The sequence below is a fragment of the Agromyces mediolanus genome (genome assembly GCF_014648575.1).
Classification (GTDB): domain Bacteria; phylum Actinomycetota; class Actinomycetes; order Actinomycetales; family Microbacteriaceae; genus Agromyces; species Agromyces mediolanus.
This window is the reverse complement of the sequence record NZ_BMRJ01000001.1, coordinates 923577-949286: the sequence shown is the minus strand read 5'-3', so window position 1 is coordinate 949286 and position 25710 is coordinate 923577. Positions and strand designations below refer to the sequence as shown.

Sequence of the window (25710 nt, the reverse complement as noted above, 5' to 3'; positions counted from 1 at the left end):
GGGGCGCTTCTGGGTGGGTGTCGAACGAGACCCTCGACGACTCAGAAGTCGAAGTCGTCGATGTTGTCCTTGTCGAACACGTACGGGTCGCCGAGCAGCACGGTGGCGTCCGCGCCCACGGTGTACTCGCCGAGCTTGCCGGCCGTGAAGGTGTCACCCTCCTTGCCGGTGATGTCGCCGTTGATGAGCGCCGCCGCGGCGTAGGCCGACAGGTAGCCCAGGTCCTCCGGGTTCCAGAGGGCGAAGGCGGTGACGGTGCCGTCCTCGATGTACTCGCGCATCTGGTTCGGCGTGCCGAGGCCGGTCAGCGCGACCTTGCCCTTGTAGTCCGAGGTGGAGAGGTAGCGCGCGGCCGCCGAGATGCCGATGGTCGTCGGCGAGACGATGCCCTTCAGGTTCGGGTGCGACTGCAGCACGGCCGCCGTCTTGTCGAACGAGATCTGCTCGTCGTCGTCACCGTAGACGACGTCCACGAGCTGGATGTTCGGGTGGTCGGCCGCGAGCAGTTCCTTCATCTTGTCGATCCAGGTGTTCTGGTTCGTCGCGTTCGCGGTCGACGAGACGATGGCGATCTCGCCCGCGTCGCCGATCTGCTCGGCGATGAGGTCGACCTGCACCTTGGCGATGCCGTCGGCGGTCGCCTGGTTCACGAACAGGTCGCGGCAGTCGGCGTTCGTGTCGGAGTCGAAGGTGACGACCTTGACGCCGGCGTCGCGGGCCTCGTTGAGGGCGTCGCAGATCGCCTTCGGGTCGTTCGCCGAGACGACGAGGGAGCCGACGCCCTGCTGCGTGGCGGTGTTGATGTAGCTCACCTGCGCGTCGGGGCCGGACTCGGCCGGGCCGACCTCGGCGAAGGTGCCGCCGAGCTCCTCGACGGCCGCCTTGCCGCCCTTGCTCGAGGTGTCGAAGTACGGGTTGCCGAGGCTCTTCGGCAGGAAGGTGATCGCGAGGTTGTCGCTGCCGCCGCTGCCCTCGCTCGCGCCTCCGCCCGAGGAGCCGGTGTCGGCGCAGCCGGAGAGTGCGAGCGCAGCCGCCACCGCGGCCGCGGCCACGGCGGTCGCACGCTTGTGTGCAAACTTCATTGTTATTCCATTCCTTTCGTGCTGGCGACCGAGACGGATGCCGTCGGCCGGGGGACGCGCAGCGTCGTCAAGATGCTGTGGGTGCTGCGACGGAGGAGACCGGGCCCGAGCGTCGTCGCCGGACCTTCTGCAGCCAGGCGAGCAGGCTCGCACTGACGACCGAGACCACCAGGAGCGTGCCGGTGATGACGTTGATGACGTCGGAGGTGACGTTCGCGAGGCGGAGGGCGCTCGAGAGCACACCGATCAGGAGCACGGCGGCGACGACCCCGTAGAGCTGGCCGCGCCCGCCGAAGACGGACACCCCGCCGAGCACGACCGCGGCGATCACCTGCAGTTCGAGGCCGGTGGCGTTGTCGCCGCGGGCGCTGCCGAAGCGCAGGGTGTAGAAGACGCCCGCGAACGCCGCGACGAGCCCGGCCGCCATGAACAGCAGGAACTTCGTGCGCTCGAGGTGCACGCCCGAGAAGCGCGCGGCATCCTTCGACTGCCCGATCGCGTAGATGCCGCGACCGAAGGGCGTGAAGTGCAGCACCACCACGAAGATCACGAGCAGGATCAGGAACGGGATCATGATGTACGGGATCGTCGTGCCGGCGATCTTCGCCTTCGCGAGGGCCGTCCAGCCCTCGGGGAAGTCGGTGACGGCGGTGGTGCCGAGCAGGCCGACCGCGAGACCGCGGAAGAGCGCGAGCGTGCCGATCGTCACCGCGAGCGAGGGCAGGCCGACCACGGTCACGAGGAAGCCGTTGAACGCGCCGCCGATGGCGCCGACGAGCAGCGCGAGCACGGCGGCGAGCTCGAAGGGCAGGCCGGCGTGCACGCCTGCACCGGTGACGACGCTCGCGAGGCCGACCATGCTGCCGACCGACAGGTCGATCTCGCCGGTAATCATCACGAGCGTCATCGGCAGCGCGATCAGCAGGATCGGCGCGATGTCGAGCAGCAGGTAGTTGAGCGTGATCGGCTGCGCGAAGCCGCGAACCGTGAGCATCGCGTAGGCGACGACGAGCACGAGGAGCGCCACGATCGCCATCTCGCGGGTGAGCAGCACCCGACGCCAGAGCGGCTTCTCGTAGTCGCGGCTCACCCGGTTCGTCGTGGCGGGCGGGGTCGCCGGGGTGGTCGTGGTGGTCATGACTCGTCCCTCGCTTCGATGAGTCGCTGTCTCTGCCGCACGGCGAGCCAGCGGTCGAGCACGATGGCGCCGATGATGAGCACACCGACGACGGCGCGCTGCCAGAAGTCGGGGATGCCGAGGATCGGCAGCGCCCGGTTGATGGTCATCAGCAGCACGGCGCCGATCGCGGCGCCCCACACGGTGCCGATGCCGCCCGTGATCGCGACGCCGCCGATGACGGCCGCGCCGACGGCGTCGAGCTCCCAGCCGGCGCCGGCCTGCGAGCTGACGGTGCCGTAGCGCGCGACGTAGAAGACGCCGGCGAGGCCCGCGAGCGCGCCCGACAGGGTGAAGGCGGTGAGCACCCGGCGGGTGACCTTCAGGCCGTAGAGCTCGGCCGCGGCCGGGTCGGAGCCGATCGCGTAGTACTCGCGGCCGCCGCGCGTGTTGCGCATGTACCAGGCCGCGGCGGCGAGGATGACGAACGCGACGATGGCGAGGATCGGGATGGTGAGGAACTGCCCGGTGCCGATCGCGAGGAACTCCTTCGGCATGTCCGAGGCGTTCACGCGGGTCGAGCCGGCCCACATCACGTTGATGCCGCGGTAGGCGTAGAGCGTGCCGAGCGTGATCACCATCGCGGGCACGCGGGCGAAGGCGACGAGCGAGCCGTTCACGAGCCCGAGGAAGGCGCCGAACAGCACCGCCAGGAGCACGACGACGGGGATCGGCAGGCCGGGCACGTCGATGAAGAGCCGGCCGGTGAGGTAGGCCGACAGCCCCATCACGGAGCCGACCGAGAGGTCGACGTTGCGCGTGATGATGACGATCGCCTGCCCGGCGGCGACGAGCACCAGGATCGACGGGGTGAGCAGCAGATCGCGCCAGCCGTCCGTCGAGAAGAGGAAGCTCGGGTTCATCGTCGTCGCGGCGATCACCACGAGGACGAGGGCGATCAGGATGCCGAACTCGCGCGCCTTGCCGAGGGCGCCGATGTGCTTCGTGATCCCGGAGACGGGGATCACCGTGGTGGGGGGAGAGGAGGTCACGAGTGCTGCTCCGATGCGTGGGTGGCGGCGAACATCACGTTCTCGCTGGTGGCGTCTGCGCGGTCGATCTCGGCCGTGATGCGCCCCTCGCGCATCACGAGCACGCGGTCGGCCATTCCGAGCACCTCTGGCAGCTCGGAGGAGATCATGAGGATGCCCATGCCCTGGCCGGCGAGCTCGGAGAGCAGGCGGTGCACCTCGGACTTCGTGCCGACGTCGATGCCGCGGGTGGGCTCGTCGACGATGAGCACGTCGGGCTTCGTCGCGAGCCACTTGGCGAGCACGACCTTCTGCTGGTTGCCGCCGGAGAGCGTCGCCGCGACGGTGTCGAGCGCGTAGGACTTCACCTCGAGCCGGCTCGCCCAGACGCGGGCCGCGCGGTTCTCCAGCCCGGTCGTGATGAGGCCGAAGCGGGAGAGCTCGCGGCGGATCGCCATGGTGATGTTGCGGCCGACACCGGAGTCGATGACGAGACCCTGCTTGCGGCGGTCCTCGGGAACGAGGGCGAGGCCGGCGCGCATGGCCTCGGTGGGTCGCCCGCGGCGGATGCGCCGGCCCTTGAGCGTGACGGTGCCCTCGCGGTACTGGTCCACGCCGAACACCGCCCGCGCGACCTCGCTGCGGCCGGCGCCCACGAGGCCCGCGAGCCCGACGATCTCGCCGGCGCGCACGGTGAAGCTGATGTCGTGGAAGACGCCGGGCGAGGTGAGGCCCTCGACCTCGAGCAGCGGTTCGCCGACGACCGTCTCCTGCTTGGGGAACAGCTCGGTGACCTCGCGGCCGACCATCTGGCGCACGAGCTCGCCCGGCGTGGTCTCGGCGATCGGGGTCGTGGCGATGTACGAGCCGTCGCGCATGACGGTGACGGTGTCGCAGAGCGCGAAGACCTCGTCGAAGCGGTGCGAGATGAAGATGAGGCCGCGGCCCTCGTCGCGCAGGCTGCGGGCGATCGCGAACAGGCGCTCGGCCTCGACGCCGGACAGGGCCGCGGTGGGCTCGTCCATGATCAGCACCTTCGCGTCGAGCGAGACGGCCTTGGCGATCTCGATGACCTGCTGGTCGGCGATCGACAGGCCTTCGGCCGGGCGGTCGGGGTCGATGACGACGCCGAGCCGGGTGAAGAGGCGCTCGACCTCGTGCCGCATCGCCTTGCGGTCGATCCGGCCGAAGCGGCCGGTGAGCTGGCGGCCCATGAAGATGTTCTCGGTGACCGAGAGGTCGGGGAAGAGCGTCGGCTCCTGGTAGATGACCGCGACGCCCGCGGCCTTCGACTGGGCGGTGGAGGTGAAGTCGACGTCTTCGCCGTCGAGCCGGAACTCGCCGGCGTCGCGGCGGTAGAGGCCGGCGACGATCTTCACGAGCGTGGACTTGCCGGCGCCGTTCTCGCCGATGAGGGCGTGGATCGAGCCGGCCTGCAGCCGCAGGCTGGCGGAGCGCAGCGCCACGACGGCGCCGAACGACTTGACGACCTCCGAGAGCTCGAGGACCACGGGTGCGTCAGTGCTCGGCACGGGGTTCCTCCTCGTTGAGGGTTGGGGGATCAGTGGTTCAGTGGATCGGTGTGAATCGATTCACTTTCGATTCAGGGCAACTGTAGGCATCCGTCGCCCGTCGGTCAAGTCACGGATCGGACACGACCCCCGGACTGGCGGGGCGACCCTGGATCACGGGCCGGTCGACGCCCGCACGACGAGTTCGGGCTGGAAGCGGACGTGCCGGATGGCCGCGCCCTCGGAGTCGAGCGCCTCGAGCAGCAGCTCGACCGCCGCCGCCCCGATCGCCCGAGCCGGCTGGCGCACCGAGGACAGCGGGACCACCGCGGACTGCGCGAAGTCGATGTCGTCGTAGCCGATGAGGGCGAGGTCGTCGGGCACCCGCACCTCGCCGAGGATCGCGGTGCCCTGCAACACGCCGACCGCGAGCAGGTCGTTCGCGCAGAACACAGCGTCGGGCCGGTCGGCCGCGGACCGCCGGGCGATCTCCTCGCCGGCGTCCCGGCCGTGCAGCACCGTCAGCGCGTCGAGCTCGATCACCTCGAGCGTCGCCTCCGGCACACCGGCGAGGGCGCGCCGCGCGCCCTCGAGGCGGTCGGCCACCTGGCGGATCGAATGCGGCCCGCCGATGTAGGCGATGCGCCGACGCCCCTGCTCCAGCAGGTGCGCGACGGCCAGCATGCCGCCCTGCACATCGTCGACCGCGACCGACGGCACCCCGCCGCCCGGTAGCTCGCCGTCGACGATCACGAGCGGGATGCCGCTGTCCGCGAGCCGGCGCACGGCGCTCGCCTCGAGGTCGGTCGGCGTGAGCAGCACGCCGTTGACCCGCTGCTCTCGGAAGAGCTCGAGATAGGCGCGTTCGCGGCTCGGCGTCTGGTCGCTGTTGCCGAGCAGCACGGCCATGCCCTCGCGGGCGGCGCGCTCCTCCGCCCCGCGGGCGACCTCGGCGAAGAACGGGTTGGCGCTGTCGAGCACGACGAGGCCGATGCTGCGGCTCCGGCCGGCTCGCAGCTGCCTCGCCGCGTCGTTGCGCACGAAGCCGAGCCGGTCGATCGCGGCCTGCACCCGCGCGACCGTGGCGGGCGCCACCTTGTCCGGGCGGTTCAGCACGTTGGACACCGTGCCGACCGACACCGCGGCGGCGGCCGCGACGTCCTTCACGCTCACTGACATAGGTGGCCCCTCGCCCTGATGTTCGGTGATGGCGGATCGCTTGACGGATCCTTGGGGACCACATTACAGTTTGAAACGATTCACGGCTGGATCGATTCATTTCGGTGTCGACCGGGCCGTTCGAACCCCCGCGAGCCCACGAAGGAGTGCCATGCCCCGCGTCGCGTTCACCCTCCAGGTGCGCCCCGAACTGCTCGACGCCTACGTCGAGCGGCACACCCCGGTGTGGCCGGAGCTGTTGCGCGAGATCGCGGCGGCCGGCCGCCGCAACTACTCGATCTTCCTCGACCGCGAGCGCTGCACCCTCTTCGGCTACTACGAGACCGACGACGACGAGGCGGCCCGCGCGTACCTGGCCGACTCCCCCGTCGCCGCCCGCTGGGAGGCATCCATGGCCGAGTTCTTCGTCGGTCTCGAGGGCCGCGCCGACCAGGCCGCGACGCCCCTCGTCGAAGTCTTCAACCTGCACGACCAGCTGACGGCCTCCGCCGCCACCGACCACGAAAGCCCCGCATCATGACCGCCCTCTCCACCGAGCACCTCTCCGCCCTCGCCCAGCAGTCGGTCGAACTGCCCAGTTGGGCGTTCGGCAACTCCGGCACCCGCTTCCGCGTGTTCGCGACGCCCGGCACCCCGCGCGACCCATTCGAGAAGATCGCCGACGCCGCGCAGGTGCACGCGTACACGCGGCTCGCCCCCGTCGTCGCGCTGCACATCCCCTGGGACCGGGTCGACTCCTACGACGCCCTCCGCCGGCACGCCGAGGACCTCGGCGTGACGCTCGGCACCGTGAACTCGAACACCTTCCAGGACGAGGACTACAAGTTCGGCGCCCTCGCCCACCACGACGCGCGCATCCGCCGCAAGGCGATCGACCACCACCTCGAGTGCATCGACATCATGGACGAGACCGGCTCGCGCGACCTGAAGATCTGGCTCGCCGAGGGCTCGAACTACCCCGGGCAGAACGACATGCGCGACCGCCAGGACCGGCTCCAGGACTCCCTGCAGCAGATCTACGCGCGCCTCGGCGACGAGCAGCGCCTCGTGCTCGAGTACAAGTTCTTCGAGCCGGCGTTCTACCACACGGACGTGCCGGACTGGGGCACGAGCTACGCGCAGGTGAGCGCCCTCGGCGAGAAGGCCATGGTCTGCCTCGACACCGGCCACCACGCGCCGGGCACGAACATCGAGTTCATCGTGATGCAGCTGCTGCGCCTCGGCAAGCTCGGCTCCTTCGACTTCAACAGCCGCTTCTACGCCGACGACGACCTCATCGTGGGCGCCGCCGACCCGTTCCAGCTGTTCCGCATCCTCGCCGAGGTCATCCGCGGCGGCGGCCTGAACAACCCCGAGGTGGCGTTCATGCTCGACCAGTGCCACAACATCGAGGACAAGATCCCCGGCCAGATCCGCTCGGTGCTGAACGTTCAGGAGATGACCGCCCGCGCACTGCTCATCGACCGCGAGGCGCTCACCGCCGCGCAGGAGGCGAACGACGTGCTCGCCGCCAACGCGGTCGTGATGGATGCCTTCTACACCGATGTGCGCCCGCAGCTCGCCGCCTGGCGCGAGGAGCGCGGGCTCGCCGGCGACCCGATGGCCGCCTACCTCGCCTCCGGCTACCAGCAGCGGATCGCCGAAGAGCGCGTCGGCGGCGTGCAGGCCGGATGGGGGGCCTGAGATGACGAAGCCGAACGAGTCGACGAACCCGGCCGTCGCGGAGCTGATCGCGCGCAGCAACCGGCTGGGCGCGGACCCGCGGAACACGAACTACGCCGGCGGCAACACCTCCGCCAAGGGCGTCGCCGCCGACCCGGTGACGGGCGAGCCGGTCGAGCTGCTCTGGGTGAAGGGCTCGGGCGGCGATCTGGGCACCCTGAAGCCCGAGGGCCTCGCGGTGCTGCGCCTCGACCGGATGCGCGCGCTCCGGGGCGTGTACCGTGGCGTCGAGCACGAGGACGAGATGGTCGCCGCGTTCGACTACTGCCTGCACGGCACGGGCGGTGCGGCGCCGTCGATCGACACGGCGATGCACGGACTGGTGGATGCCGCGCACGTCGACCACCTGCACCCGGACTCCGGGATCGCGATCGCGACGGCGGCCGACGGCCCCGAGCTGACCGCCCGGATCTTCGGCGACCGCGTCGTGTGGGTGCCGTGGCGCCGCCCCGGGTTCCAGCTCGGCCTTGACATCGCCGCGATCAAGGCCGAGCACCCGCAGGCGATCGGCACGATCCTCGGCGGGCACGGCATCACCGCGTGGGGCGACACCTCCGACGAGGCCGAGGCGAACTCGCGGTGGATCATCGACACGGCCGCGGCGTACCTCGCCGAGCACGGCGACCCGCACCCCTTCGGCGGGGTGCGCCCCGGCTTCGAGGCGCTGCCCGAGGAGGAGCGGCACGCGCGCGCCGCGGCGCTCGCCCCCGCCATCCGCGGGATCGCCTCGAGCGAGAAACCGATGATCGGGCACTACACCGATTCCGCGGCGGTGCTCGACTTCCTCGCCTCCGAGAAGGCGCCCGCGCTCGCGGCGCTCGGCACGAGCTGCCCCGATCACTTTCTGCGCACCAAGGTGAGGCCCCTCATCCTCGACCTGCCCGCCACGGCGAGCCTCGAGGAGCAGCTGGCCCGCCTCGCGGAGCTGCACGAGGCGTACCGCGCCGACTACCGCGCGTACTACGAGGCGCACGCGAGCGACCCTTCGACGGGCTCAGGGAATACCCCGGCGATGCGCGGTGCTGACCCGCTCATCGTGCTCGTGCCCGGCGTCGGCATGTTCTCCTACGGGGCGAACAAGCAGACCGCCCGGGTCGCCGGCGAGTTCTACGTGAACGCGATCAACGTGATGCGCGGCGCGGAGTCGGTGTCGAGCTACGCCCCGATCTCCGACGCGGAGAAGTTCCGCATCGAGTACTGGGCGCTCGAGGAGGCGAAGCTGCGGCGGATGCCGAAGCCGAAGTCGCACCAGGGGCGGATCGCGTTCGTCACCGGCGCGGCCAGCGGCATCGGCAAGGCCATCGCCACCCGCCTCGCCGCCGAGGGCGCGTGCGTCGTCGTCGCCGACCTCGACCTCGAGAAGGCGCGCGCCGCGGCCGCGGAGCTCGGCGGCACCGACGTCGCGATCGGCGTCGCCGCCAACGTCGCGGACGCCGACGCGGTCCGGGCCGCGATCGACACCGCCGTGCTCGCCTTCGGCGGAGTCGACCTCGTCGTGAACAACGCGGGGCTCTCGCTCTCGAAGCCGCTGCTCGACACCACCGAGGCCGACTGGGACCTGCAGCACGACGTCATGGCCAAGGGCTCCTTCCTCGTGTCGAAGGCGGCCGCCCGCGTGCTCATCGATCAGAAGCTCGGCGGCGACATCGTCTACATCTCCTCGAAGAACTCGGTGTTCGCCGGGCCGAACAACGTGGCCTACTCGGCGACGAAGGCCGATCAGGCGCACCAGGTGCGCCTCCTCGCGGTCGAGCTCGGCGAGCACGGCGTGCGCGTCAACGGCATCAACCCCGACGGCGTCGTGCGCGGCTCGGGCATCTTCGCCTCCGGCTGGGGCGCGAACCGCGCCGCGACCTACGGCGTCGACGAGGAGGACCTCGGCCAGTTCTACGCGAACCGCACGATCCTCAAGCGCGAGGTCGTGCCCGAGAACGTCGCGGACGCCGTGTACGTGCTCACCGGCCCCGAGCTCAGCCGCACCACCGGCCTGCACATCCCCGTCGACTCGGGCGTCGCCGCCGCCTTCCTGCGATGACCGGCGCCCGCGGGGGCGCGCCGCGGCCGGCCGGCACGGTCGCGGCGGTCGATCTCGGCGCCACGAGCGGGCGGGTCGTGCTCGGCCGCGTCGGCCCCGACACGCTCGAGGCGACGACGGTCGCGCGCTTCCCGAACACCCCGGTGTTCGCCGGCGACGGGCTGCACTGGGATCTGCTCGGCCTCTACGGCGAGGTGCTCGCGGGCCTGCGGGAGGCGTTCCGCCTGGAGCCCCGGATCGCGAGCATCGGCATCGACTCCTGGGCGGTCGACTACGGGCTGCTGCGGCAGGGCCGCCTGCTCGGCATCCCGTTCCACTACCGCGACGAGCGCACCGCGCGCGGCGTCGCGGCGGTGCACGAGCGGATGCCGCACGCCGAGCTGTTCGCCCGGAACGGCCTGCAGTTCCTGCCGTTCAATACGCTCTATCAGCTCGCGGCCGAGCCCGCCGAGGTGCTCGCGCTCGCCGATCGGGCGCTGCTCGTGCCCGATCTGCTGGGCTACTGGCTCACCGGCGAGGCCAGGGCCGAGCTCACCAACGCCTCGACGACGGGCCTCCTCGACTGGTCGGCGCAGGCCTGGGACGACGAGCTCATCGCCGGGATCGGGCTGCCGGCCGGGCTGCGCGAGCTGCTGCCGCCGCTGGTCGCCCCCGGCGAGCGCGTCGGCGCGCTGCTGCCCGCGGTCGCCGACTCGCTCGGCGGCGCGGCCGACGTCGTCGCCGTCGGCTCGCACGACACGGCGTCGGCCGTCGTCGCCGTGCCGATGCGGGCCGATTCCGCGGCGTACATCTCCTGCGGCACCTGGGGCCTCGTCGGGGTCGAGGTGGCGCACCCGGTGCGCACCCCCGAAGCGCTCGCCGCGAACTTCACGAACGAGGGCGGCGTCGACGGGCGGGTGCGCCTGCTGCACAACGTGATGGGCCTGTGGATCCTGAGCGAGACGGTGCGGGGCTGGGAGCGCGAGGGGCACGCGGTCGAGCTGCCCGCGCTGCTCGCGGCCGCCGCCGAGGTGCCCGCGGGCTCCGTGCCGGTCTTCGACGTCGACGATCCGCGGTTCCTGCCGCCCGGCGACATGCCGGCGCGGATCGGCGCGTGGTGCGCCGAGCACGGGCTCGCCGCGCCCAGCACCCGCGCCGGGATCGCACGCGCCATCGTCGAGTCGCTCGCCCAGGCGTTCGCGGATGCCGCGGCGACCGCCGCCCGGCTCGGCGGACTCGAGCTGCGCACCATCCACCTCGTCGGCGGCGGGGCGCAGAACGCCCTGCTCTGCCAGCGCACGGCCGACCGGGCCGGGGTGCCCGTGCTGGCCGGTCCGGTCGAGGCGACCGCGCTCGGCAACCTGCTCGTGCAGGCGCGCACCGCCGGATTCGTCGACGGTTCGCTCGAGGCCCTGCGGGACCTCGTCGCGCGCACGCACGAACCGCGGCGCTTCGAGCCTCGCCGCTGAGCCGCAGCGATCGGGCCCGAGGCGCGCCCCCGTCGCTCAGCCGTTCGCCGACTCCGCGTCCGCTCGCACGCCGCGGTACTCCCATTGCCCGGCGCCCATCCGCGGGCGGGCGTGGGTGACCCCCCGCACCCGTTCGAGGCAGTGCCGTTCGTAGGTGCGGATGAGCTCGACCGTCACGCCGAGGTCGTCGGCGAGGCGGTGCGGGTCGGGGTCGACGCGCTCGAGCTCGGCGTACTCCTCGGGGTCGATCAGCAGCTCCGCGGCGAACACCTCGGCCTGCCGCTCGTGCTTCGGGTTGGAGTGGTCGTGCCCGTAGTAGGCGTGGCCGAGCTCGTGCGCGATCGTCACCCGCCGCTCGTTCGGCGTGAGCCGGATGTCGAAGTAGATGCGCTGCTCGTCGGGCGAGTAGAGACCGAGCGTGTGCTCGTCGAGATGGGTGGCGTGCAGGCGTACGCCGAGCGCGGCCGCCACCCGAACCAATGCCCTCACCCGATCCCCCGATGCGGTCGTGCTACTTGCGAGTTCCCGTTCGTGCCGCGAGGCGGTAGTCGTCGGGCGACGGCGCCTCCGGCGTGAACTCGTAGTCATCTTCGGTGTCGCCGCCGACACCGGCGGCGGCATCCGCCTCGACCCGGCGCAGCGCCTCGCGGAGCAGGCGGCCCGTCGAGACGGCGGCGAGCGGATCGGCGGGCGCGACGGCGACCGGCACCTCGGCCTCCTCGGCGGTCAGGTACCCGGCGGCGATGAGCGCCTCGACGGGCGGCCGCCCGAAGGCGCGCGCGTACGCCACGACCTGCCTGGGGTTGGGATCCGTCGAGCCGCTGCGCCACCGTCCGACCGTGGCCGGGTCGACGCCGGCACGTCGCGCGATCTCACTGTTCCGCACACCGTCGCTCGTCGCGTCGAGGTAGCTGCTCCACCGAATCCGCTCATCCACGGGCTCCAGCGTACGGCGGATGACGACGCGCCGCAATCGGCTTGCATTCGTGCAAGCCATCCCGCATATTGATCTCACGCAACTGCATTGCATCCATGCAACGCATGATCGAACGGAACGGAGCCACGGATGAACCGCATCCCCGACAAGACCATCACCGCCATGCGCGACCTCGAGTTCGAGCGCATCATCGCCTACCTCGACGCGACCGCCGAGCCGACCCCGTGCTGCGCGAAGTGCCGCCGCGGCACGAAGGCGATGCTCGGCCGCTGCGGCTACGAGCTGAACTGCCCGCGCGGCTGCCACGACCGCGCACCCCGCCACGCGCGCCGACGCTGAGCCGCACCCCATCCCGCCCGCCTCACCTCATAGCCCGAAGAACGGAGGACCCCATGACCGACCCCATCTCCCCCGACTGGCTCGCCGCCGTCGCCGACTGGCTCGAGGGCATCGATCTGCTGCAGCTCGCCCTGGGCGTCGCCGCGCTCGTGCTCGTGATCCGGCTGCTCGTGCGGCTCTGGCCGTGGCTGCGTCGAGTGGTCGCCCTGGTCGAGGCGCTCGGCACCCTGCCGGGATTCATGGAGCGGACGGACGCCTCGATGCGCCGACTGCGCCGCCAGGTCGAGGACGACCACGAGCGGCTGCACGACGAACTGCACGAGGAGCTACACGGTGAACTGCACGACGAGCTCCGCGACGAGCTGAGCTCGGGCCCGCCCACGGACCCGGGCGCAGACCCGGAGCACTGCGCCCCGACCCCACGCCCCCGCCGCCGAGCCCCCTGGAGCCGACCGTGACCTCGAAGTACGCCGATCGGCAGTTCTGGATCGACGCCGCCGACCGCGCGATCGCGACTTTCGCGCAGGCCGCGATCGGCACGTTCGGGGCCGGGGTGACCGGCATCCTGCAGGTCGATCCGGTGCAGCTCGCCTCGGTCGGCGCCCTGGCCGCCGTGACCTCGCTGCTCAGCTCGATCGCGTTCCGGGGCGGGTCTCCTGGCGACGGAGCCACTCCAGCATCGCCCGGGTCACCCCCGGCCTCACCGTCCGAGCGCATGCAGACAAAATTCAGCCCTCGGAATTAACTACCGCCTAGTTCAGCCCACACCCTTGTCTCCATCGCGCTGCTCGAGCGCGGCGTCGATGGCGAGGCCGAGATCGTCGTAGCTCTGCAGCTGGACCATCCGGTCGTCGATGAAGAAGGTGGGCGTGCCCTGCACGCCCAGCGCGTAGCCGTCGGCCTGGTCCGACTGCACGCGCTCGAGCGTCGCCGGGTCGGCGACCGCGGCGTCGTACGCCGCGAGGTCGAGACCGAGCTCCGCCGCGTACTCGCGGAACAGCGAGGCCTTCGAGTCGGCCTGCTCACCCCACGCCGCCTGGGTCTCGAAGAGCTTCGCGTACATCGCCTCGAACGCGCCCTGCTGCGCCGCGGCCTCGACCGCGACCGCCGCCGTCTTCGAGTTGCGGTGGCCGTCGAGCGGGAAGTACCGGGCGACGAAGGTCACCTCGCCCGCGTACTGCTCGCGGAGCGACTCGACGAGCGGGTAGAACGCCCCGCACGCCTCGCACTCGAAGTCGAGGAACTCGACCACCGTCACCCCGCTCGACCCGGGCTCGCCGAGCACGTGGCTGTCGTCGCGGAGCGTGGGCGGCGCGCTCGCGCCCGGGGTCTCCGGGTCGGCGGCGCCGGGGGCGGGCGGTGCGCCGCTCGGGCGGAGGAAGGCGAAGGCGAGGCCGACGACCACGAGGAACGCGCCGATGAGGGCGAGGTTGATCCAGAGCACCCGGCGGCTGCGGCGGGCGGATGCGGGGGTGTGCGATGACATGAGGGTCCTTCGGAGGGATGGCGCGGCGAGGCGGCGCCGGACGGCGGGGAAACGGGGCGGGCGGGGGCCCGGAGGGCGAGCCGGTCGGGCTCGCGCGGTCGTGGAGTCGGGCGCGGCTCAGGTCCGGCTGATGCCGAGCGCGTCCAGCGCCACCGACGGGGCCGGGGCCGCGAGCGGGCGCGGCAGCGGGCGCCACCAGGCAGCGCCGAGCCTCCGGGCGAGCAGCAGCGGCGCCGCGCGCAGGCGCAGGCCGGCGAGCAGCAGCACGATCGCGCAGCCGACGCCGAGGCAGAGCGCCAGCAGACCCTCCCCACTGCCATCGGGCGCCACCGGCGCAGCAGACGACGCGGATGCCTCGGACACCGCGGATGCCGCGGGCGCGACGCCCCCGTCGGCCACCGCGCTGAGGCTCGGGCCGTGGACCGCCGGGCCGCCGTGCCCCGTCTCGAGCGCGTGCCCGAACAGGAGCGCCGCGCAGGCCCCGACGACGAGCAGCATCGCGAGCAGCGCCGCACGCAGCGGCACGAGCGCGGTCGAGGGCGTCGGCACCGGGGCTCCCTGGGGGTCGGGGTCCCGGCCAAGATAGCAAACCGGCCCGGACGGATCCTCAGGGGCGGACGAGCGCGCGGGGTCGGCGAGCGGCGCGGACGCCGTTCAGGATCACGACGACCTCCGCGACCTCGTGCACGAGCACGACGCCCGCCAGCCCGAGCACGCCGAGCAGCGCGAGCGGGAACAGCACGACGATGATCGCGAGCGCGAGCCCGATGTTCCACGTCATGATGCGCCGGCCCCGCCTGGCGTGCGCGAAGGCGACGGGAAGCAGCCGCAGATCGTGCCCCGTGAACGCGACGTCGGCGGACTCCACCGCGGCCGCCGAGCCGTGCGCCCCCATCGCGATGCCGACCGTCGCGGTCGCGAGGGCGGGCGCGTCGTTGATGCCGTCGCCGACCATGGCGGTGGGCCGTTCGGCGAGCATCGCCCGCACCGCGGCGGCCTTGTCGGCCGGCAGTTGCTCGGCGTGCACCTCGGCGATGCCCGCCTGTGCGGCCAGCGCACGCGCCGTCCGTCGGTCGTCGCCGGTGAGCATGACCGCATCGATGCCCTGCTCGGCGAGCATCCGGATCGTCTCGGCGGCCTCGGGCCGGAGCTCGTCGCGCACGCCGAGGAGGCCCGCGACCTCGCCGTCCAGTTCGACCACGACGACCGTCATACCGGCCGCGGCCATCGCCTCGGCATCCGCCTCGAGCCCCGCCGGCGGGAGCCAGCGGGCGCTGCCGACGCGCACGCGCACGCCGTCGACGCGGCCGGCGATGCCGTGCCCCGCGTCCTCGACGACCTCGCTCGCGCGAAGCCCGCCGAACCCGCCGCGGCCGGCCGGCCGGGGCGCCGCGGCGGTGACGGCCGCGGAGAGCGGGTGGGCGCTGCCCGCCTCGAGCGCGGCCGCGAGGGCGAGCACGCGGTCGCGATCCCGGCCTCGGGCGAGCCGCACGTCGACGACCCGCGGCTCGTTGCGGGTGAGCGTGCCCGTCTTGTCGACGGCGACGCGGCGGATCGTGCCGAGCCGCTCGAAGGCCTCGCCGGACTTCACGACGACGCCGAGCTTCGAGGCCGAGCCGATCGCGCTGATGACGGTGACGGGCACCGCGATCGCGAGCGCGCACGGGGATGCCGCGACGAGCACCACGAGCGCGCGCTCGATCCACGTGCCGGGGTCTCCGACGACGAAGCCGAAGAGGGCGACGAGCGCGGCCACCACGAGCACGGCGGGCACGAGCGGGCGCGCGATGCGGTCCGCGAGCCGCGCCCGCTCGCCCTTGCGGGCGTGCGCCTGCTCGACGAGGGCGACGATCTGCGTGAGCGAGTTGTCGCGGCCGTCGGCGGTGGCCTCGATGCGGAGCGTGCCGGTGCCGTTGATCGCGCCGGCGGGCACGCGGTCGCCCGGCCCGACCGCGATCGGGATCGACTCGCCGGTCACGGCGGAGGCGTCCACCGCCGAACGGCCCTCGACCACGACGCCGTCAGTGCCGATGCGCTCGCCCGCGCCCACGAGCAGGAGGTCCCCGGTGTGCAGCCTGGGCGCCGGGATCAGCAACTCGCCGCCCGATCGGAGCACCCGGACGCGCTCGGGCACGAGGGCGAGCAGGGCGCGCAGGCCCTCTTTGGCGCGGTCCATCGCGCGGTCCTCGAGGGCCTCGGCGAGGGAGAACAGGAAGGCGAGCGCGGCGGCCTCGCCGACGTGGCCGAGCAGCACGGCCCCGGTCGCCGCGATCGTCATCAGCAGCCCGACGCCGAGTCGGCCGCGGAGCAACCGCCGGATCGCGCCGGGGACGAAGGTCCACGCGCCGGCGAGCAGCGCGAGCCACTGCAGGGCGAGGCCCGGGATGCCGAGGCCGGCCCAGTCGAGCGCGGTGCCCGCGACGAGGGCGAGGCCCGAGATCGCCGAGGGGAGCAGCGCCGGGTCGCGCCACCACGGCGGCCGCGGCGCCTCCGGGTGGGCGTCGTCGTGCGCGGCGTGGTCGTCGGCGCTGCCGGAAGGCGCGAGCTCGCCGACGCCGCCGCAGCACTCCTCGCTCATGCGGCGCCGGGCCCGCAGCAGAGCGGCACGTCGCAGTGCTCGTCGAGGCAGGGCGCACCGTCGTCGACGGCGAGCACGGTCTCGACGAGCTCGCCGATGGCCCGGACGAGGTGCGGGTCGGCGATCTCGTAGCGCGTGCGCCGGCCCTCGGGTGCAGCCACGACGAGGCCGCAGCCGCGCAGGCACGCCAGGTGGTTCGACACGTTCGTGCGCGTCAGTTCGAGCTCGCGGGCGAGTTCGGCCGGGTAGCCCGGAGCCTCCAGCAGGGAGAGCAGGATGCGCGAGCGGGTCGGATCGGCCATCGCGCGGCCCAGCCGGTTGAGCACGTCGAGGCGGGTCGCACTGGTCAGCATTCAATGACTATACAGCGACAGCTGACGCATCCACCAGGCTCAGCACGGCGACCGCGTCTGCGAGGATGGTCCCGTGCATGAAGCGAGGCGCGGTCGCACCCTCCGGGGGCTGCTCGCCGCGTCCGTCGCCACCTTCGTCGCCCTCTTCGGCCACCTGCTCGGCGGCGGCGCGCTGCCCGGCTTCGCCGGCGTCGCGGTGCCGTTCGCGCTCTCGCTGCTCGTCTGCGTCCTGCTCGCGGGGCGGCGGCTCTCGCTCGTCCGGCTGAGCCTCTCGGTCGCGATCAGCCAGACCCTCTTCCACAGCCTGTTCGTGCTCGGCACGCCCGGCCCGCTCACCCGGTCGACGGCCGAGGCGGCCGGCGCCGCGCACGCCGGCCACGGCGGGGCGGTCTCCCTCGCCGAGCCGAGCGTGCACCTCGCCCACGCGCAGCCCGACATGTGGGCCGCCCACGCCCTCGCCGCGGTGCTCACCATCGCCGCGCTGTACCAGGGCGAGCGGGTGCTCCAGGCGATCGTCGCCGTCCGCGACCGCGTGTGGGCGGCCGTCCTGCCGCGCGTCTCCGCTGAGCTGTCGCCGCGACCCGTGCCGCCGCTCGTCGCCGGCGTCTTCACGCTGGCCGCGCCGCGCCGGCGCACGGCCGATCCGGTCGCCCCGGTGCGCGGTCCGCCGCGGCTCCTCACGCCGTAACCGACGCTCCCGGAGCGACCGGCCGCCTCGCGCGCCGGTCGACGCCCGCGCGCCCGTCGGCACGGCACGAGCCGTATCCGACCGCGTCGCGCGGCGCCCTCGCGCGCCCGCGCGGCGGCGACCCCTGGAGGAATTCCATGCCCACCCACCGTGGGCGCCGCTTCCTCGTCGCGTCCCTCGCGGGCGCGACGCTGGCGGCGTCCCTGAGCCTCGCGCAGGCCCTGCCCGCCGCGGCGCACGACGAGCTCCTCGGCAGCACGCCCGCCACGGGCGAGGCGCTCGCCGCAGCACCGAGCGACGTCTCGCTGCGCTTCTCCGACGAGGTGCTGCCGCTCGGCGCGGCGATCGTCGTGTCCGACGCCGACGGCGCCGACTGGACGGCCTCGGCCGTGTCGCTCGAGGGCGACACGGTGCGCGCCGAACTCCGCGGCGGGATGCCCGACGGACGATACGAGGTGCGCTGGCGCGTCGTCTCGTCCGACGGGCACCCGATCACCGGGCTCATCCCGTTCACGGTCGGGGATGCCCCGGCCGCGAGCGAGCCCGCCGGCGCACCCCCGGCCGATCCGGACGCCGCGGCGCCCGCGCCGACGACGCCTGCGCCGGACGAGTCCGCCGAGGCATCCGCGCCCGACCCGGGCCTCGATCCCACCATCCGAACCCTGCTCCTCGCCGCCGGCGGCGCGAGCGCCGCGCTGCTGATCTGGCTCGCGGTGCACCTCGCCCGCCGGAAACGCGCCGGAGCGACGAACCACCTCGACGAACGAACGAAGGACGACCACGAATGACCACCGCACCGACGACCATCGCACGCACCCGCCGCACCGCCGGCCTCGCCCTCGCGGCCGCGGCCGCGCTCCTCCTGAGCGCCTGCGCCGGCACCGCCGCTCCGGCGGCGAGCGCCGGCCCCGCGGCGACCGAGGCGTCGCACCTCACCGTGACCGACGCCTGGGTGAAGGCCGGCGACGAGGCCATGTCGGCCGCGTTCGGCGAGCTCGAGAACGCCGGGCCGGAGCCGATCACCGTCGTGTCCGCCGAGACCGATCTGGCCGGCCGCGTCGAACTGCACGAGACCGTCGAGAACGAGACCGGCGAGATGGTCATGCGCGAGAAGGACGGCGGCTTCGTCATCCCCGCCGGCGGCTCGCTGAGCCTCGCGCCCGGCGGCTCCCACCTCATGCTGATGGAGCTCGCCGGCCCGATCCTCGCGGGCGAGGAGTACGAGTTCACCTTGACCTTCGCCGACGGCTCGAGCACCACCTTCACCGCCCCGGCGAAGGACTACGCGGGCGCGAACGAGAACTACGAGGGCGGCGACATGGACGGCATGGACCTGGGCGACGCCGGGCACGGCTCGGGGCACTGATGCGCTCCGAGTCCGACGCGCGCCGCGGGCTGACCCGGCGGCGGCTCCTCCTCGGAGGGGCCGTCGCCGGCCTGGGCGCGGCGGCCACGGTGGGGGCGGACGCCCTCATCCGCTCCGGCGCCGAGCGCGGCGGAGCCCCGGCGGGCGACGCCGGCCCCGCCGCCGCCCCGGCGCTCGGCACCGCGACGGTACCGTTCCACGGCCGCCACCAGGCCGGCATCGCGACGACCCCGCAGGCGCACGCCGCCTTCGTCGCGCTCGAACTGGCGCCGCAGACCGACCGCGACGGCATCCGCCGGCTGCTCTCGGTGCTGAGCGACGACGCGGCCCGGCTCACCCAGGGCCGGCCCGCGCTCGCCGACTCCGAACCCGAGCTCGCGGAGGTGCCCGCGCGGCTCACGGTGACGTTCGGCTTCGGTCCGGAGCTCGTGCGCCGCGTCGCCCCGGCCGCGGCGCCGGCGTGGCTGCGGCCGTTGCCGGCGTTCGGCATCGATCGCCTGGAGCCCGCCTGGTCCGGCGGGGACCTGCTGCTGCAGATCGCCGCGGACGACCCGTTCACCGTCGCGCACGCGCTGCGGATGCTGCTGAAGGACGCCCGGAGCGCGGCCGGCGTGCGCTGGGTGCAGTCCGGATTCCGGCGGGCGGCGGGATCGGTGCCCGACGGCACGACCATGCGGAACCTCTTCGGCCAGGTCGACGGCACGGTGAACCCCCGGCCGGGCGACGCCGACTTCGACGAGCTCGTCTGGGTCGGCACGGACGGCGGCTGGCTGCAGCACGGCACGGGCTTCGTGCTGCGGCGCATCCGGATGGATCTCGACCGCTGGGACCGGCTCGATCGGGGCGGTCGCGAGCAATCGGTCGGCCGGTATCTCGGGAACGGCGCGCCGCTCACCGGGACCGAGGAGCACGACGAGCCGGACTTCGAGGCGAAGACGGCGATCGGCTTCCCGGTCATCCCCGAGTTCTCGCACCTGCGGCGAGCGCGCTCCGACGACCCCCGCGAGCGGATCCACCGGCGGGCGTACAACTACGACGCCGCACCGGCGGGCGGGGCGATCTCGGACTCCGGCCTGCTGTTCGCGTCGTTCCAGGCCGACGTCGACCGGCAGTTCGTGCCCCTGCAGCGCCGGCTCGACGAGCTCGATCTGCTCAACGAGTGGACGACGCCGATCGGTTCGGCGGTGTTCGCGATCCCGCCCGGCGTCGAGGAGGGCGGCTTCATCGGGGAGACCCTGTTCGCCGCATCCGCCTAGCTGCCCCGCGCCGCACACGACGTGCCCGACTTCCGTGGAAGTCGGGCACGTCGTCGTGCAGTCGCCGGGCTCAGCCGACGAGTGTCTGCAGGGTCTTTCGCAGCTCCTCGCTGGTGTGCTGCTCCTGCTCCAGATTCGCCCGCAGCAGCTGCTCGACGTCGGTCGCGCCCATCGCGGCGACGGGGATGATCAGGCCCTCGTAGGCCGAGATCTCGTAGTGCTCGTTGCCGAGGGCGCTCGCGAGCGCCACCTGGTCGCGGAGCTTCGGGGCGCTGCGCTCGAGCAGTGACGCCGCCTGCTTGCTGATGCCCTTCGTGCTCGGCGAGGGAGCCGTGGACTCCTTGAACTCGAGCAGGCGGAACGCCTCCTGCAGGTTCGCGATCTGCTCCTTGGTCTCGTCCTGGTGGTGCTTGAAGAGCTTGCGGATCTCCGCGCTCTTCACCGCCCCCGCGAGCTCCTGCAGCGCCGCGAGCGAGTCGTTCTCCATCGTCATCGCCGTGCGGAGCTGGAAGTGCAGGAGGTCCTGCGGGCTCTCGAGTGTCTGCTTGGGCATGTCGTCTCCTCCCCTGGATACATGCTGATCGTGCTGGTCGTGCCGGCCGGTCCGGCGAACGGCAGAGGCCCGGGCGACCTGCGGTCGACCCGGGCCTCACGCGTTGCGATCAGTCCCGACCCGTGAAGGCGTCCTTCACGTCGTTGCCGGCATCCTTGGCCTTGTCTCCGGCCTGCTTGAGGTCGGCCTTCGCCTCCTCGGCGCGGCCCTCGGCCTCGAGCTCCTCGTTGCCGGTCGCCTTGCCGATGCCCTGCTTCGCCTTGCCGGCGAGCTCCTCAGCGGCGTGCTTGGCCTTGTCTCCGAGTCCCATGGTCGGTCTCCCCTCGATGTCGGTTCGCCCTTCGGCGCCCGTTCGGCGCCGACCACTCCACGGTCGCACCACCCCGCGCGGACGGCCAAGGGATTGACAGCTCCCGGACGATGTGGAATGCGCGCGCGGGATGCCGCTCACGGTCGCGCGCGGGGTTCGAGGTCGCGCTCGGCCGGCCCCTCGAGGCGGCGGCCGTCGGCGGCGAACCGCGACCCGTGCAGGGGGCAGTCCCAGCTGCACTCCGCGTCGTTCCAGGCGAGCACGCCGCCGAGGTGGGTGCAGATCGCCGAGACCTTCCGTTCCGTGCCGCCGACTCGGCTCACCGCGACCGGATGCACGCCCTCGACCTCGACCCGGCCCTCGCCCTCCTCCAGCTCGCGATCGCCGATCACCGCGCTCGACGCCAGCCCGCTCACGAGCCGGCCGGCGACCTGGGCGTTCCAGCTGATCGCCGTGGCCGCGTCGCCGAGCGTCGGACGCCGGTCGAAGAGCCGGTCCGCCCAGTCCGGGCGGTGATCCAGGATGCCTTCGGCCACCCCGAGCGCGGCGGCGGCGCCGACCGTCAGCCCCCACTTGCCGAACCCCGTCGCGACGTGGATGCGACCAGCGCTGCCGACGGGACCGGCGTAGGGCGCTCCGTCGAGCGATTCGTAGTCCTGCGCGGCCCATTCCGCCACCGGCTCAGCCTCGGGGAAGCGTTCGAGCACGGCGGCCCGCAGCTCCTCGGCGAGCGCGGCGGTCGAGTGCGCCCGGCCGACCACCGAGGCCGAGCCCGCCGCGAGCAGGTAGTCGACCCCGTCGCGCGTGACGGGGCGCAGGGAGCGCGGCTCGGCGTCGACCGTCAGGTGCATGCCGCGCAGGGTTCCGCTCGGCACCCGGAACACGGCCACCCGCGAGCGCGAGGCCTTGAGGCGGGCGAAGTCGCCGCCGCGGTCGACGATGGGGCTGCCGGTCGCGACGATGGCGTGGCCGGCCCGCAGCGACCCGCGCTCCGTGGTCAGGTGCACCAGGTCACCGTCCACCTCCACGCGGGTCACTCGGCACCCCGTGACGAAGATCGCGCCGGCGGCGACGGCCTCCTCGACGAGCCGCGCCACGAGCACCATGGGGTCGGCCATGAGCTGCCCGTCGAGCCGCACGACCAGCTCGGCCGGGAAGGGCGACTCCGAGGCATCCGCGCGCTGCACGGGCAGACCGAGTGCGCTCGCCGTCTCGAACTCGGCCTGCACCTTCGCCGCGCCGTCCTCGGTGGTCGCAGCCGTGTATGCGGGTGCGGTGCGCCACGCCTCGCCCTCCGGCAGGCCGAGCGCCGCCAGCCAGTCGAGGCCGACTCGCCCGGCCTCGAGGTAGGCGCCGGCGACCTCCAGCGAGGCGCCGTGCCGCACCTGGCTGAGCCGGGTGCCCTGCAGCAGGGTCAGCTTGCCGGTCGAGCGCCCCGTGGTGCCGCTGCCGGGCTCACCGTCGGCGACGACCGCGACCCGACGGCCGGCCCGGGCGAGCCGCACGGCGGCGCTCAGCCCGACGACGCCGGCGCCGACCACGACGACGTCGCACTCCTCCGGCGGCGGCCCCTGGCCGTCATCCAGCTGCGGCACGGCCGAGGCATCCCAGATCGAGGTCATGGCCCCATGGTCGGCGAGCCGCCGCGGTTCCGCACGGGGTTGACAGGACCCGCGGGCGAGTCGCGCCTCAGCCCGCCTCGTCGACGCGCTCCTCCTCGAGGAGGGCGACGAGCGCCGCCTCGGGCCGTCGGCTCGTCTCGAGCACGAAACCGGACTCGTAGGCGCGCACGACGCGCGGGTCGACGTAGCTCGACTTCGCGATCGTGGGGGTGTTGTGCAGCACCTCGGATGCCGCGACGTACGCGCCCCGGACGGCCGCGCTCCTCGCCCGCTTCGTGGCGAGGGGCCGCTCGGCGGCCAGGTGCTCCGCGGCGGCGAGCGTGCCGCGCAGCGTGCGGAAGTCCTTGGCCGTGAAGTCGCCGCCCGTGCGCTCGCGGATGTCGTCGTTCACCTCGCTCGCGGTGACGGCCCGCAGCCCGGCCCGGGCCGCCGCCTCCGCCCGCCAGCTGAAGAGCCGCGAGCTCGGCCGCGCATCCGCCCCGGATTCGACGAAGCCGACGAGGCCCGCGTCGGCGAGCTCGATCCGGTGCAGCGCCCCGCCCTTCGCCCGGAACCGCAGCCGCACGAGCTCCCCCTCGACGCTCGCGTTGCGCATGAGCAGCGTCGTGAGGCCGCGCGTGCGCGCGGCGAGCAGGTACTCCTCACCGCCGACGCGGAGCGCCCCGAGGTCGAGCGTGCGGAACGCCGCGGCGAGCGCGCGCGCCCGCCCGCGCCCCTCCGCCGCGAGCTGCCGCCGCACCGAGCGGCGGGCGTCGGGCAGCACGCGGGCGAGCTCCGTCATCCGTTCGAACTTCTCGGCGTCCTGCCGCTCCCGCCAGGCCGGGTGGTACCGGTACTGCCGCCGCCCCGCCGCGTCGACCCCGACCGCGAGGATGTGCGCGTTCGGGGCCTCCGCGATCCAGACCTCCGTCCAGGCGGGCGGGATGGCGAGCTCCTCGATGCGCCGCCGCTCGGCGCGGCCGGCGAGCCCGCCGTCGGCGTGCCGGTACTCGAAGCCGGAGCCGCGGCGCCGCCGCTGGTAGCCGGGCGAGGTGTACGGCTGCACCCGGCGCAGCCGCGGCATCCCCGGCCTCCGTCAGAGGCCGCGCCCGCCGGTGACCGGCAGGATCGCGCCCGAGACGTAGGAAGCGTCCTCCGACGCCAGGTAGACGTACGCGCCGGCGAGCTCGGCCGGCTGCCCGGCCCGGCCCAGCGGCGTGTTCTTGCCGAACTGCGGCAGCTTGTCGGGCCATCCGGTCGCGGGGATCAGCGGGGTCCAGATGGGGCCGGGCGCCACGGCGTTGACGCGGATGCCTCGCGGCCCGAGCTCCTCGGCGAGCGCCTTCGTGAACGCGACGAGCGCCGCCTTCGTCATGGCGTAGTCGACGAGCCGCGACGAGGGGTCGAAGCCCTGGATCGACGCGGTGGTGATGATGCTCGAACCGGGGCGCAGCTTCGGCACGGCGGCCCGCGCGAGGAAGACCGGGGCGAACAGGTTCACCCGCATCACGGTCTCGAAGTCGTCGGTCGGGATCTCGTCGATGCCGCCGCGGTCGCGCTGATGCGCCGCGTTCAGCACGAGCAGGTCGATGCCGCCGAAGGTCGAGCTCACGCGCTCGATCATCTGCTCGCAGTGCGCCTCCGAACGCAGATCCCCCGGCAGCAGCAGCGCCTGGCTGCCCGCGTCCTCGATCCAGCGGGCGGTCTCCTCCGCGTCGGCGTGCTCCGACTCGAGGTAGCCGATCGCGACGTCGGCGCCCTCGCGGGCGAAGGCGATCGCCGTCGCGCGGCCGATGCCCGAATCGCCGCCCGTGATGAGCGCGCGACGACCCTGCAGGCGGCCGGAGCCCCGGTAGCTCTCCTCGCCGTGGTCCGGTTTCGGCGTCATGTCGGCCGTCACCCCGGGCGCGGATTGCTCCTGCCGCGGAAATGGACCCCGTGGGTGTTTCGTGGTGGGGTCGATGAGGGTCGTGGTGCGTGCCATGGTCTCCTCCTCGGCGATCTTCGTCGTCGTCGCGTCTCTGTGTACGCACCAACGGTAGGCAGCGCGGGGGGCGCCGCTGCAGGGGGTTGACACTCGGCCGCTGCCACGACAAACGGGCCGGCTCCCCCGGATTCTCGCGTATTTGCACGGCCGAAGCGCCCGCGTCAACCCCCAGAGCGCCGCTGCCGAACTCCCCTAGCGTGAAGGTGTTGCCATCGGGCATTCACGTCGGATGCGCCGTCCCGAGGAAGGGGTTCCAATGAACATCCTGCTGATCATCATCGTCATCATCGCCATCATCCTGGCGATCACCGGCGGACTCGTGCAGTCGCTGAACTTCCTGCTGTGGGTGGGACTCGTGCTGCTGGCGATCGCCGTGATCAGCTGGCTGATCCGATCGATCGCGGGTCGTCGCGGCGCCTGAGCCGCCGACCCGTCCAGCTGACATCAGAACCCCGGGTCGCCCGACTTCCATGAAGGTCGGGCGCCCCGGGGTTTCGGTGTGTTGGGGGACGGATCGGATGCCTCGCGCGCTACCCGCTCGCTCCGGCATCCGCAAGCCCCTCGGCATCCCCAGCCGGCTTCCGTACCGTCGCTGACGAACCGAACACCGACGAGAGGAGTCGCCGAGATGAGCACCACGATCACCGCCGACATCGACGTGGACGTGCCGGTCCGCACCGCCTACGACCAGTGGACGCAGTTCGAGTCGTTCCCCGAGTTCCTGAGCGGCGTCGACGAGATCACCCAGGTCGACGACACGCTGACGCACTGGGTGGTGAGCTTCGGCGGCGTGCGCCGCGAGTTCGACGCCGAGATCTCCGATCAGGTCCCCGACGAGCACGTCGCCTGGCGCAGCGTGGGCGAGGTCGAGCACCGCGGCCGGGTCGCGTTCCGCCCGGAGGCCGACGGCCGTACCCGCGTGGAGCTGACGATGGAGTGGGAGCCCGAGGGCTTCGTCGAGAAGGCGGGCGCCGCACTGCAGCTCGACGACGTGCTGGTGAAGCGAGACCTGCAGCACTTCAAGGAGTTCATCGAACGCCGCGAGACGCCGACGGGCGCCTGGCGCGGCGAGGTGCACGAGGCGGCGCCGGGCGCTGCCCCGCAGTTCGGCCGTGACGGCACCCTGGGCGA

Annotated in this window: 29 protein-coding genes; 13 read left to right on the top strand and 16 right to left on the bottom strand. The window is 73.1% G+C overall.

What is annotated here, in order from left to right; translation table 11 throughout:
- Window positions 1-41: 41 nt before the first annotated feature.
- The 5 genes from rhaS to IEY71_RS04480 all read right to left on the bottom strand — a co-directional run bounded on the left by rhaS (window position 42) and on the right by IEY71_RS04480 (window position 5920).
- Entirely contained in the window at window positions 42-1082 is a 1041-nt protein-coding gene (gene rhaS, locus IEY71_RS04500; protein WP_189084071.1) for a rhamnose ABC transporter substrate-binding protein, read from the bottom strand.
- Window positions 1083-1149: 67 nt separating this feature from the next.
- Entirely contained in the window at window positions 1150-2220 is a 1071-nt protein-coding gene (locus tag IEY71_RS04495) for an ABC transporter permease (RefSeq protein WP_189084070.1), read from the bottom strand.
- Window positions 2217-3197: an ABC transporter permease gene (locus IEY71_RS04490; protein WP_189085068.1), complete on the bottom strand. Its 981-nt coding sequence runs from the start codon at window positions 3195-3197 to the stop codon at window positions 2217-2219. Before IEY71_RS04490 ends, IEY71_RS04495 begins: the two co-directional genes overlap by 4 nt.
- A 50-nt stretch (window positions 3198-3247) precedes the next feature.
- Entirely contained in the window at window positions 3248-4762 is a 1515-nt protein-coding gene (locus tag IEY71_RS04485; protein ID WP_189084069.1) for a sugar ABC transporter ATP-binding protein, read from the bottom strand.
- A gap of 153 nt (window positions 4763-4915) precedes the next feature.
- Window positions 4916-5920, bottom strand: coding sequence for a LacI family DNA-binding transcriptional regulator (locus IEY71_RS04480; protein ID WP_189084068.1), 1005 nt, complete (start codon window positions 5918-5920; stop codon window positions 4916-4918).
- A gap of 151 nt (window positions 5921-6071) precedes the next feature.
- Here IEY71_RS04480 and IEY71_RS04475 point away from each other — a divergent pair, with 151 nt between their 5' ends.
- The 4 genes from IEY71_RS04475 to IEY71_RS04460 are packed head-to-tail and all read left to right on the top strand — an operon-like array spanning window position 6072 to window position 11125.
- Window positions 6072-6440: an L-rhamnose mutarotase gene (locus tag IEY71_RS04475; protein WP_189084067.1), complete on the top strand. Its 369-nt coding sequence runs from the start codon at window positions 6072-6074 to the stop codon at window positions 6438-6440.
- The gene (gene rhaI / locus IEY71_RS04470; protein ID WP_189084066.1) at window positions 6437-7603 is read left to right on the top strand and encodes an L-rhamnose isomerase; all 1167 of its coding nucleotides are present in this window, start codon (window positions 6437-6439) and stop codon (window positions 7601-7603) included. The genes IEY71_RS04475 and rhaI overlap by 4 nt, the downstream gene beginning before the upstream one ends.
- Window position 7604: 1 nt before the next feature.
- Window positions 7605-9677, top strand: a complete 2073-nt coding sequence (locus tag IEY71_RS04465; protein ID WP_189084065.1) for a bifunctional aldolase/short-chain dehydrogenase — start codon at window positions 7605-7607, stop codon at window positions 9675-9677.
- Window positions 9674-11125 carry a rhamnulokinase gene (locus IEY71_RS04460; protein WP_189084064.1) on the top strand — a complete coding sequence of 484 codons (1452 nt, stop codon included), beginning with the start codon at window positions 9674-9676 and terminating at the stop codon, window positions 11123-11125. Before IEY71_RS04465 ends, IEY71_RS04460 begins: the two co-directional genes overlap by 4 nt.
- Before the next feature lie 36 nt (window positions 11126-11161).
- Here IEY71_RS04460 and IEY71_RS04455 read toward each other — a convergent pair whose 3' ends face one another.
- Both IEY71_RS04455 and IEY71_RS04450 read right to left on the bottom strand, forming a co-directional pair.
- A complete protein-coding gene (locus IEY71_RS04455; protein WP_229781521.1) occupies window positions 11162-11614 on the bottom strand; it encodes an ImmA/IrrE family metallo-endopeptidase in 453 nt (150 codons plus the stop codon).
- A gap of 22 nt (window positions 11615-11636) precedes the next feature.
- Window positions 11637-12062, bottom strand: a complete 426-nt coding sequence (locus IEY71_RS04450) for a helix-turn-helix domain-containing protein (protein WP_189084062.1) — start codon at window positions 12060-12062, stop codon at window positions 11637-11639.
- 129 nt (window positions 12063-12191) lie between these two features.
- Here IEY71_RS04450 and IEY71_RS04445 point away from each other — a divergent pair, with 129 nt between their 5' ends.
- The 3 genes from IEY71_RS04445 to IEY71_RS04435 are packed head-to-tail and all read left to right on the top strand — an operon-like array spanning window position 12192 to window position 13146.
- On the top strand, window positions 12192-12401 hold the full coding sequence (locus tag IEY71_RS04445; protein ID WP_189084061.1) for a hypothetical protein: 210 nt from the start codon (window positions 12192-12194) through the stop codon (window positions 12399-12401).
- A 53-nt stretch (window positions 12402-12454) separates the two neighbouring features.
- Window positions 12455-12859: a hypothetical protein gene (locus IEY71_RS04440; RefSeq protein WP_189084060.1), complete on the top strand. Its 405-nt coding sequence runs from the start codon at window positions 12455-12457 to the stop codon at window positions 12857-12859.
- On the top strand, window positions 12856-13146 hold the full coding sequence (locus IEY71_RS04435; RefSeq protein ID WP_189084059.1) for a holin: 291 nt from the start codon (window positions 12856-12858) through the stop codon (window positions 13144-13146). Before IEY71_RS04440 ends, IEY71_RS04435 begins: the two co-directional genes overlap by 4 nt.
- A 12-nt stretch (window positions 13147-13158) precedes the next feature.
- On the opposite strand, the gene IEY71_RS04430 is transcribed toward IEY71_RS04435, so the two are convergent.
- The 4 genes from IEY71_RS04430 to cmtR form a co-directional block, all read right to left on the bottom strand.
- Window positions 13159-13887, bottom strand: coding sequence for a DsbA family protein (locus IEY71_RS04430; RefSeq protein WP_189084058.1), 729 nt, complete (start codon window positions 13885-13887; stop codon window positions 13159-13161).
- Between the two features lie 117 nt (window positions 13888-14004).
- The gene (locus tag IEY71_RS04425) at window positions 14005-14436 is read right to left on the bottom strand and encodes a hypothetical protein (protein WP_189084057.1); all 432 of its coding nucleotides are present in this window, start codon (window positions 14434-14436) and stop codon (window positions 14005-14007) included.
- 58 nt (window positions 14437-14494) lie between these two features.
- Window positions 14495-16465 (bottom strand): heavy metal translocating P-type ATPase, encoded by a 1971-nt coding sequence (locus tag IEY71_RS04420; protein WP_189084056.1) that lies wholly within the window; start codon window positions 16463-16465, stop codon window positions 14495-14497.
- Complete coding sequence (gene cmtR / locus IEY71_RS04415; protein WP_189084055.1) at window positions 16462-16818, bottom strand: Cd(II)/Pb(II)-sensing metalloregulatory transcriptional regulator CmtR; 357 nt, start codon at window positions 16816-16818, stop codon at window positions 16462-16464. Before cmtR ends, IEY71_RS04420 begins: the two co-directional genes overlap by 4 nt.
- Before the next feature lie 73 nt (window positions 16819-16891).
- Between cmtR and IEY71_RS04410 the strand changes: the two genes are divergently transcribed.
- The 4 genes from IEY71_RS04410 to IEY71_RS04395 all read left to right on the top strand — a co-directional run bounded on the left by IEY71_RS04410 (window position 16892) and on the right by IEY71_RS04395 (window position 20128).
- Window positions 16892-17506, top strand: a complete 615-nt coding sequence (locus IEY71_RS04410; protein ID WP_189084054.1) for a hypothetical protein — start codon at window positions 16892-16894, stop codon at window positions 17504-17506.
- A gap of 137 nt (window positions 17507-17643) precedes the next feature.
- Window positions 17644-18294, top strand: coding sequence for a copper resistance CopC family protein (locus IEY71_RS04405; RefSeq protein ID WP_189084053.1), 651 nt, complete (start codon window positions 17644-17646; stop codon window positions 18292-18294).
- Window positions 18291-18872, top strand: coding sequence for a copper chaperone PCu(A)C (locus tag IEY71_RS04400; protein ID WP_189084052.1), 582 nt, complete (start codon window positions 18291-18293; stop codon window positions 18870-18872). Before IEY71_RS04405 ends, IEY71_RS04400 begins: the two co-directional genes overlap by 4 nt.
- Window positions 18872-20128 carry a Dyp-type peroxidase gene (locus IEY71_RS04395; protein WP_189084051.1) on the top strand — a complete coding sequence of 419 codons (1257 nt, stop codon included), beginning with the start codon at window positions 18872-18874 and terminating at the stop codon, window positions 20126-20128. The genes IEY71_RS04400 and IEY71_RS04395 overlap by 1 nt, the downstream gene beginning before the upstream one ends.
- A gap of 70 nt (window positions 20129-20198) precedes the next feature.
- Here the strand turns inward: IEY71_RS04395 and IEY71_RS04390 are convergent, their stop codons facing one another.
- From IEY71_RS04390 to IEY71_RS04370, 5 genes are all read right to left on the bottom strand, one after another.
- Window positions 20199-20681, bottom strand: a complete 483-nt coding sequence (locus IEY71_RS04390; RefSeq protein WP_189084050.1) for a YciE/YciF ferroxidase family protein — start codon at window positions 20679-20681, stop codon at window positions 20199-20201.
- Window positions 20682-20790: 109 nt separating this feature from the next.
- Complete coding sequence (locus tag IEY71_RS04385; RefSeq protein WP_189084049.1) at window positions 20791-20991, bottom strand: CsbD family protein; 201 nt, start codon at window positions 20989-20991, stop codon at window positions 20791-20793.
- Window positions 20992-21128: 137 nt separating this feature from the next.
- Window positions 21129-22613 (bottom strand): FAD-dependent oxidoreductase, encoded by a 1485-nt coding sequence (locus IEY71_RS04380; protein WP_189084048.1) that lies wholly within the window; start codon window positions 22611-22613, stop codon window positions 21129-21131.
- 67 nt (window positions 22614-22680) lie between these two features.
- Window positions 22681-23676 (bottom strand): DNA topoisomerase IB, encoded by a 996-nt coding sequence (locus IEY71_RS04375; protein ID WP_189084047.1) that lies wholly within the window; start codon window positions 23674-23676, stop codon window positions 22681-22683.
- 12 nt (window positions 23677-23688) lie between these two features.
- The gene (locus IEY71_RS04370) at window positions 23689-24576 is read right to left on the bottom strand and encodes an SDR family oxidoreductase (protein ID WP_189084046.1); all 888 of its coding nucleotides are present in this window, start codon (window positions 24574-24576) and stop codon (window positions 23689-23691) included.
- A 259-nt stretch (window positions 24577-24835) separates the two neighbouring features.
- On the opposite strand from IEY71_RS04370, the gene IEY71_RS04365 reads away from it, so the two are divergent.
- Window positions 24836-25000, top strand: a complete 165-nt coding sequence (locus IEY71_RS04365) for a hypothetical protein (protein ID WP_189084045.1) — start codon at window positions 24836-24838, stop codon at window positions 24998-25000.
- Between the two features lie 207 nt (window positions 25001-25207).
- A partial coding sequence (locus tag IEY71_RS04360; protein WP_189084044.1) for an SRPBCC family protein occupies window positions 25208-25710 on the top strand: 503 nt, incomplete at its 3' end.

Coding starts and splice junctions, on each gene's coding strand:
- rhaS (WP_189084071.1), bottom strand. CDS start 1,082: ATGAAGTTTGCACACAAGCGTGCGACCGCCGTGGCCGCGGCCGCGGTG.
- IEY71_RS04495 (WP_189084070.1), bottom strand. CDS start 2,220: ATGACCACCACGACCACCCCGGCGACCCCGCCCGCCACGACGAACCGG.
- IEY71_RS04480 (WP_189084068.1), bottom strand. CDS start 5,920: ATGTCAGTGAGCGTGAAGGACGTCGCGGCCGCCGCCGCGGTGTCGGTC.
- IEY71_RS04475 (WP_189084067.1), top strand. CDS start 6,072: ATGCCCCGCGTCGCGTTCACCCTCCAGGTGCGCCCCGAACTGCTCGAC.
- rhaI (WP_189084066.1), top strand. CDS start 6,437: ATGACCGCCCTCTCCACCGAGCACCTCTCCGCCCTCGCCCAGCAGTCG.
- IEY71_RS04465 (WP_189084065.1), top strand. CDS start 7,605: ATGACGAAGCCGAACGAGTCGACGAACCCGGCCGTCGCGGAGCTGATC.
- IEY71_RS04460 (WP_189084064.1), top strand. CDS start 9,674: ATGACCGGCGCCCGCGGGGGCGCGCCGCGGCCGGCCGGCACGGTCGCG.
- IEY71_RS04445 (WP_189084061.1), top strand. CDS start 12,192: ATGAACCGCATCCCCGACAAGACCATCACCGCCATGCGCGACCTCGAG.
- IEY71_RS04440 (WP_189084060.1), top strand. CDS start 12,455: ATGACCGACCCCATCTCCCCCGACTGGCTCGCCGCCGTCGCCGACTGG.
- IEY71_RS04430 (WP_189084058.1), bottom strand. CDS start 13,887: ATGTCATCGCACACCCCCGCATCCGCCCGCCGCAGCCGCCGGGTGCTC.
- IEY71_RS04420 (WP_189084056.1), bottom strand. CDS start 16,465: ATGAGCGAGGAGTGCTGCGGCGGCGTCGGCGAGCTCGCGCCTTCCGGC.
- cmtR (WP_189084055.1), bottom strand. CDS start 16,818: ATGCTGACCAGTGCGACCCGCCTCGACGTGCTCAACCGGCTGGGCCGC.
- IEY71_RS04405 (WP_189084053.1), top strand. CDS start 17,644: ATGCCCACCCACCGTGGGCGCCGCTTCCTCGTCGCGTCCCTCGCGGGC.
- IEY71_RS04400 (WP_189084052.1), top strand. CDS start 18,291: ATGACCACCGCACCGACGACCATCGCACGCACCCGCCGCACCGCCGGC.
- IEY71_RS04395 (WP_189084051.1), top strand. CDS start 18,872: ATGCGCTCCGAGTCCGACGCGCGCCGCGGGCTGACCCGGCGGCGGCTC.
- IEY71_RS04390 (WP_189084050.1), bottom strand. CDS start 20,681: ATGCCCAAGCAGACACTCGAGAGCCCGCAGGACCTCCTGCACTTCCAG.
- IEY71_RS04385 (WP_189084049.1), bottom strand. CDS start 20,991: ATGGGACTCGGAGACAAGGCCAAGCACGCCGCTGAGGAGCTCGCCGGC.
- IEY71_RS04380 (WP_189084048.1), bottom strand. CDS start 22,613: ATGACCTCGATCTGGGATGCCTCGGCCGTGCCGCAGCTGGATGACGGC.
- IEY71_RS04375 (WP_189084047.1), bottom strand. CDS start 23,676: ATGCCGCGGCTGCGCCGGGTGCAGCCGTACACCTCGCCCGGCTACCAG.
- IEY71_RS04370 (WP_189084046.1), bottom strand. CDS start 24,576: ATGGCACGCACCACGACCCTCATCGACCCCACCACGAAACACCCACGG.
- IEY71_RS04365 (WP_189084045.1), top strand. CDS start 24,836: ATGAACATCCTGCTGATCATCATCGTCATCATCGCCATCATCCTGGCG.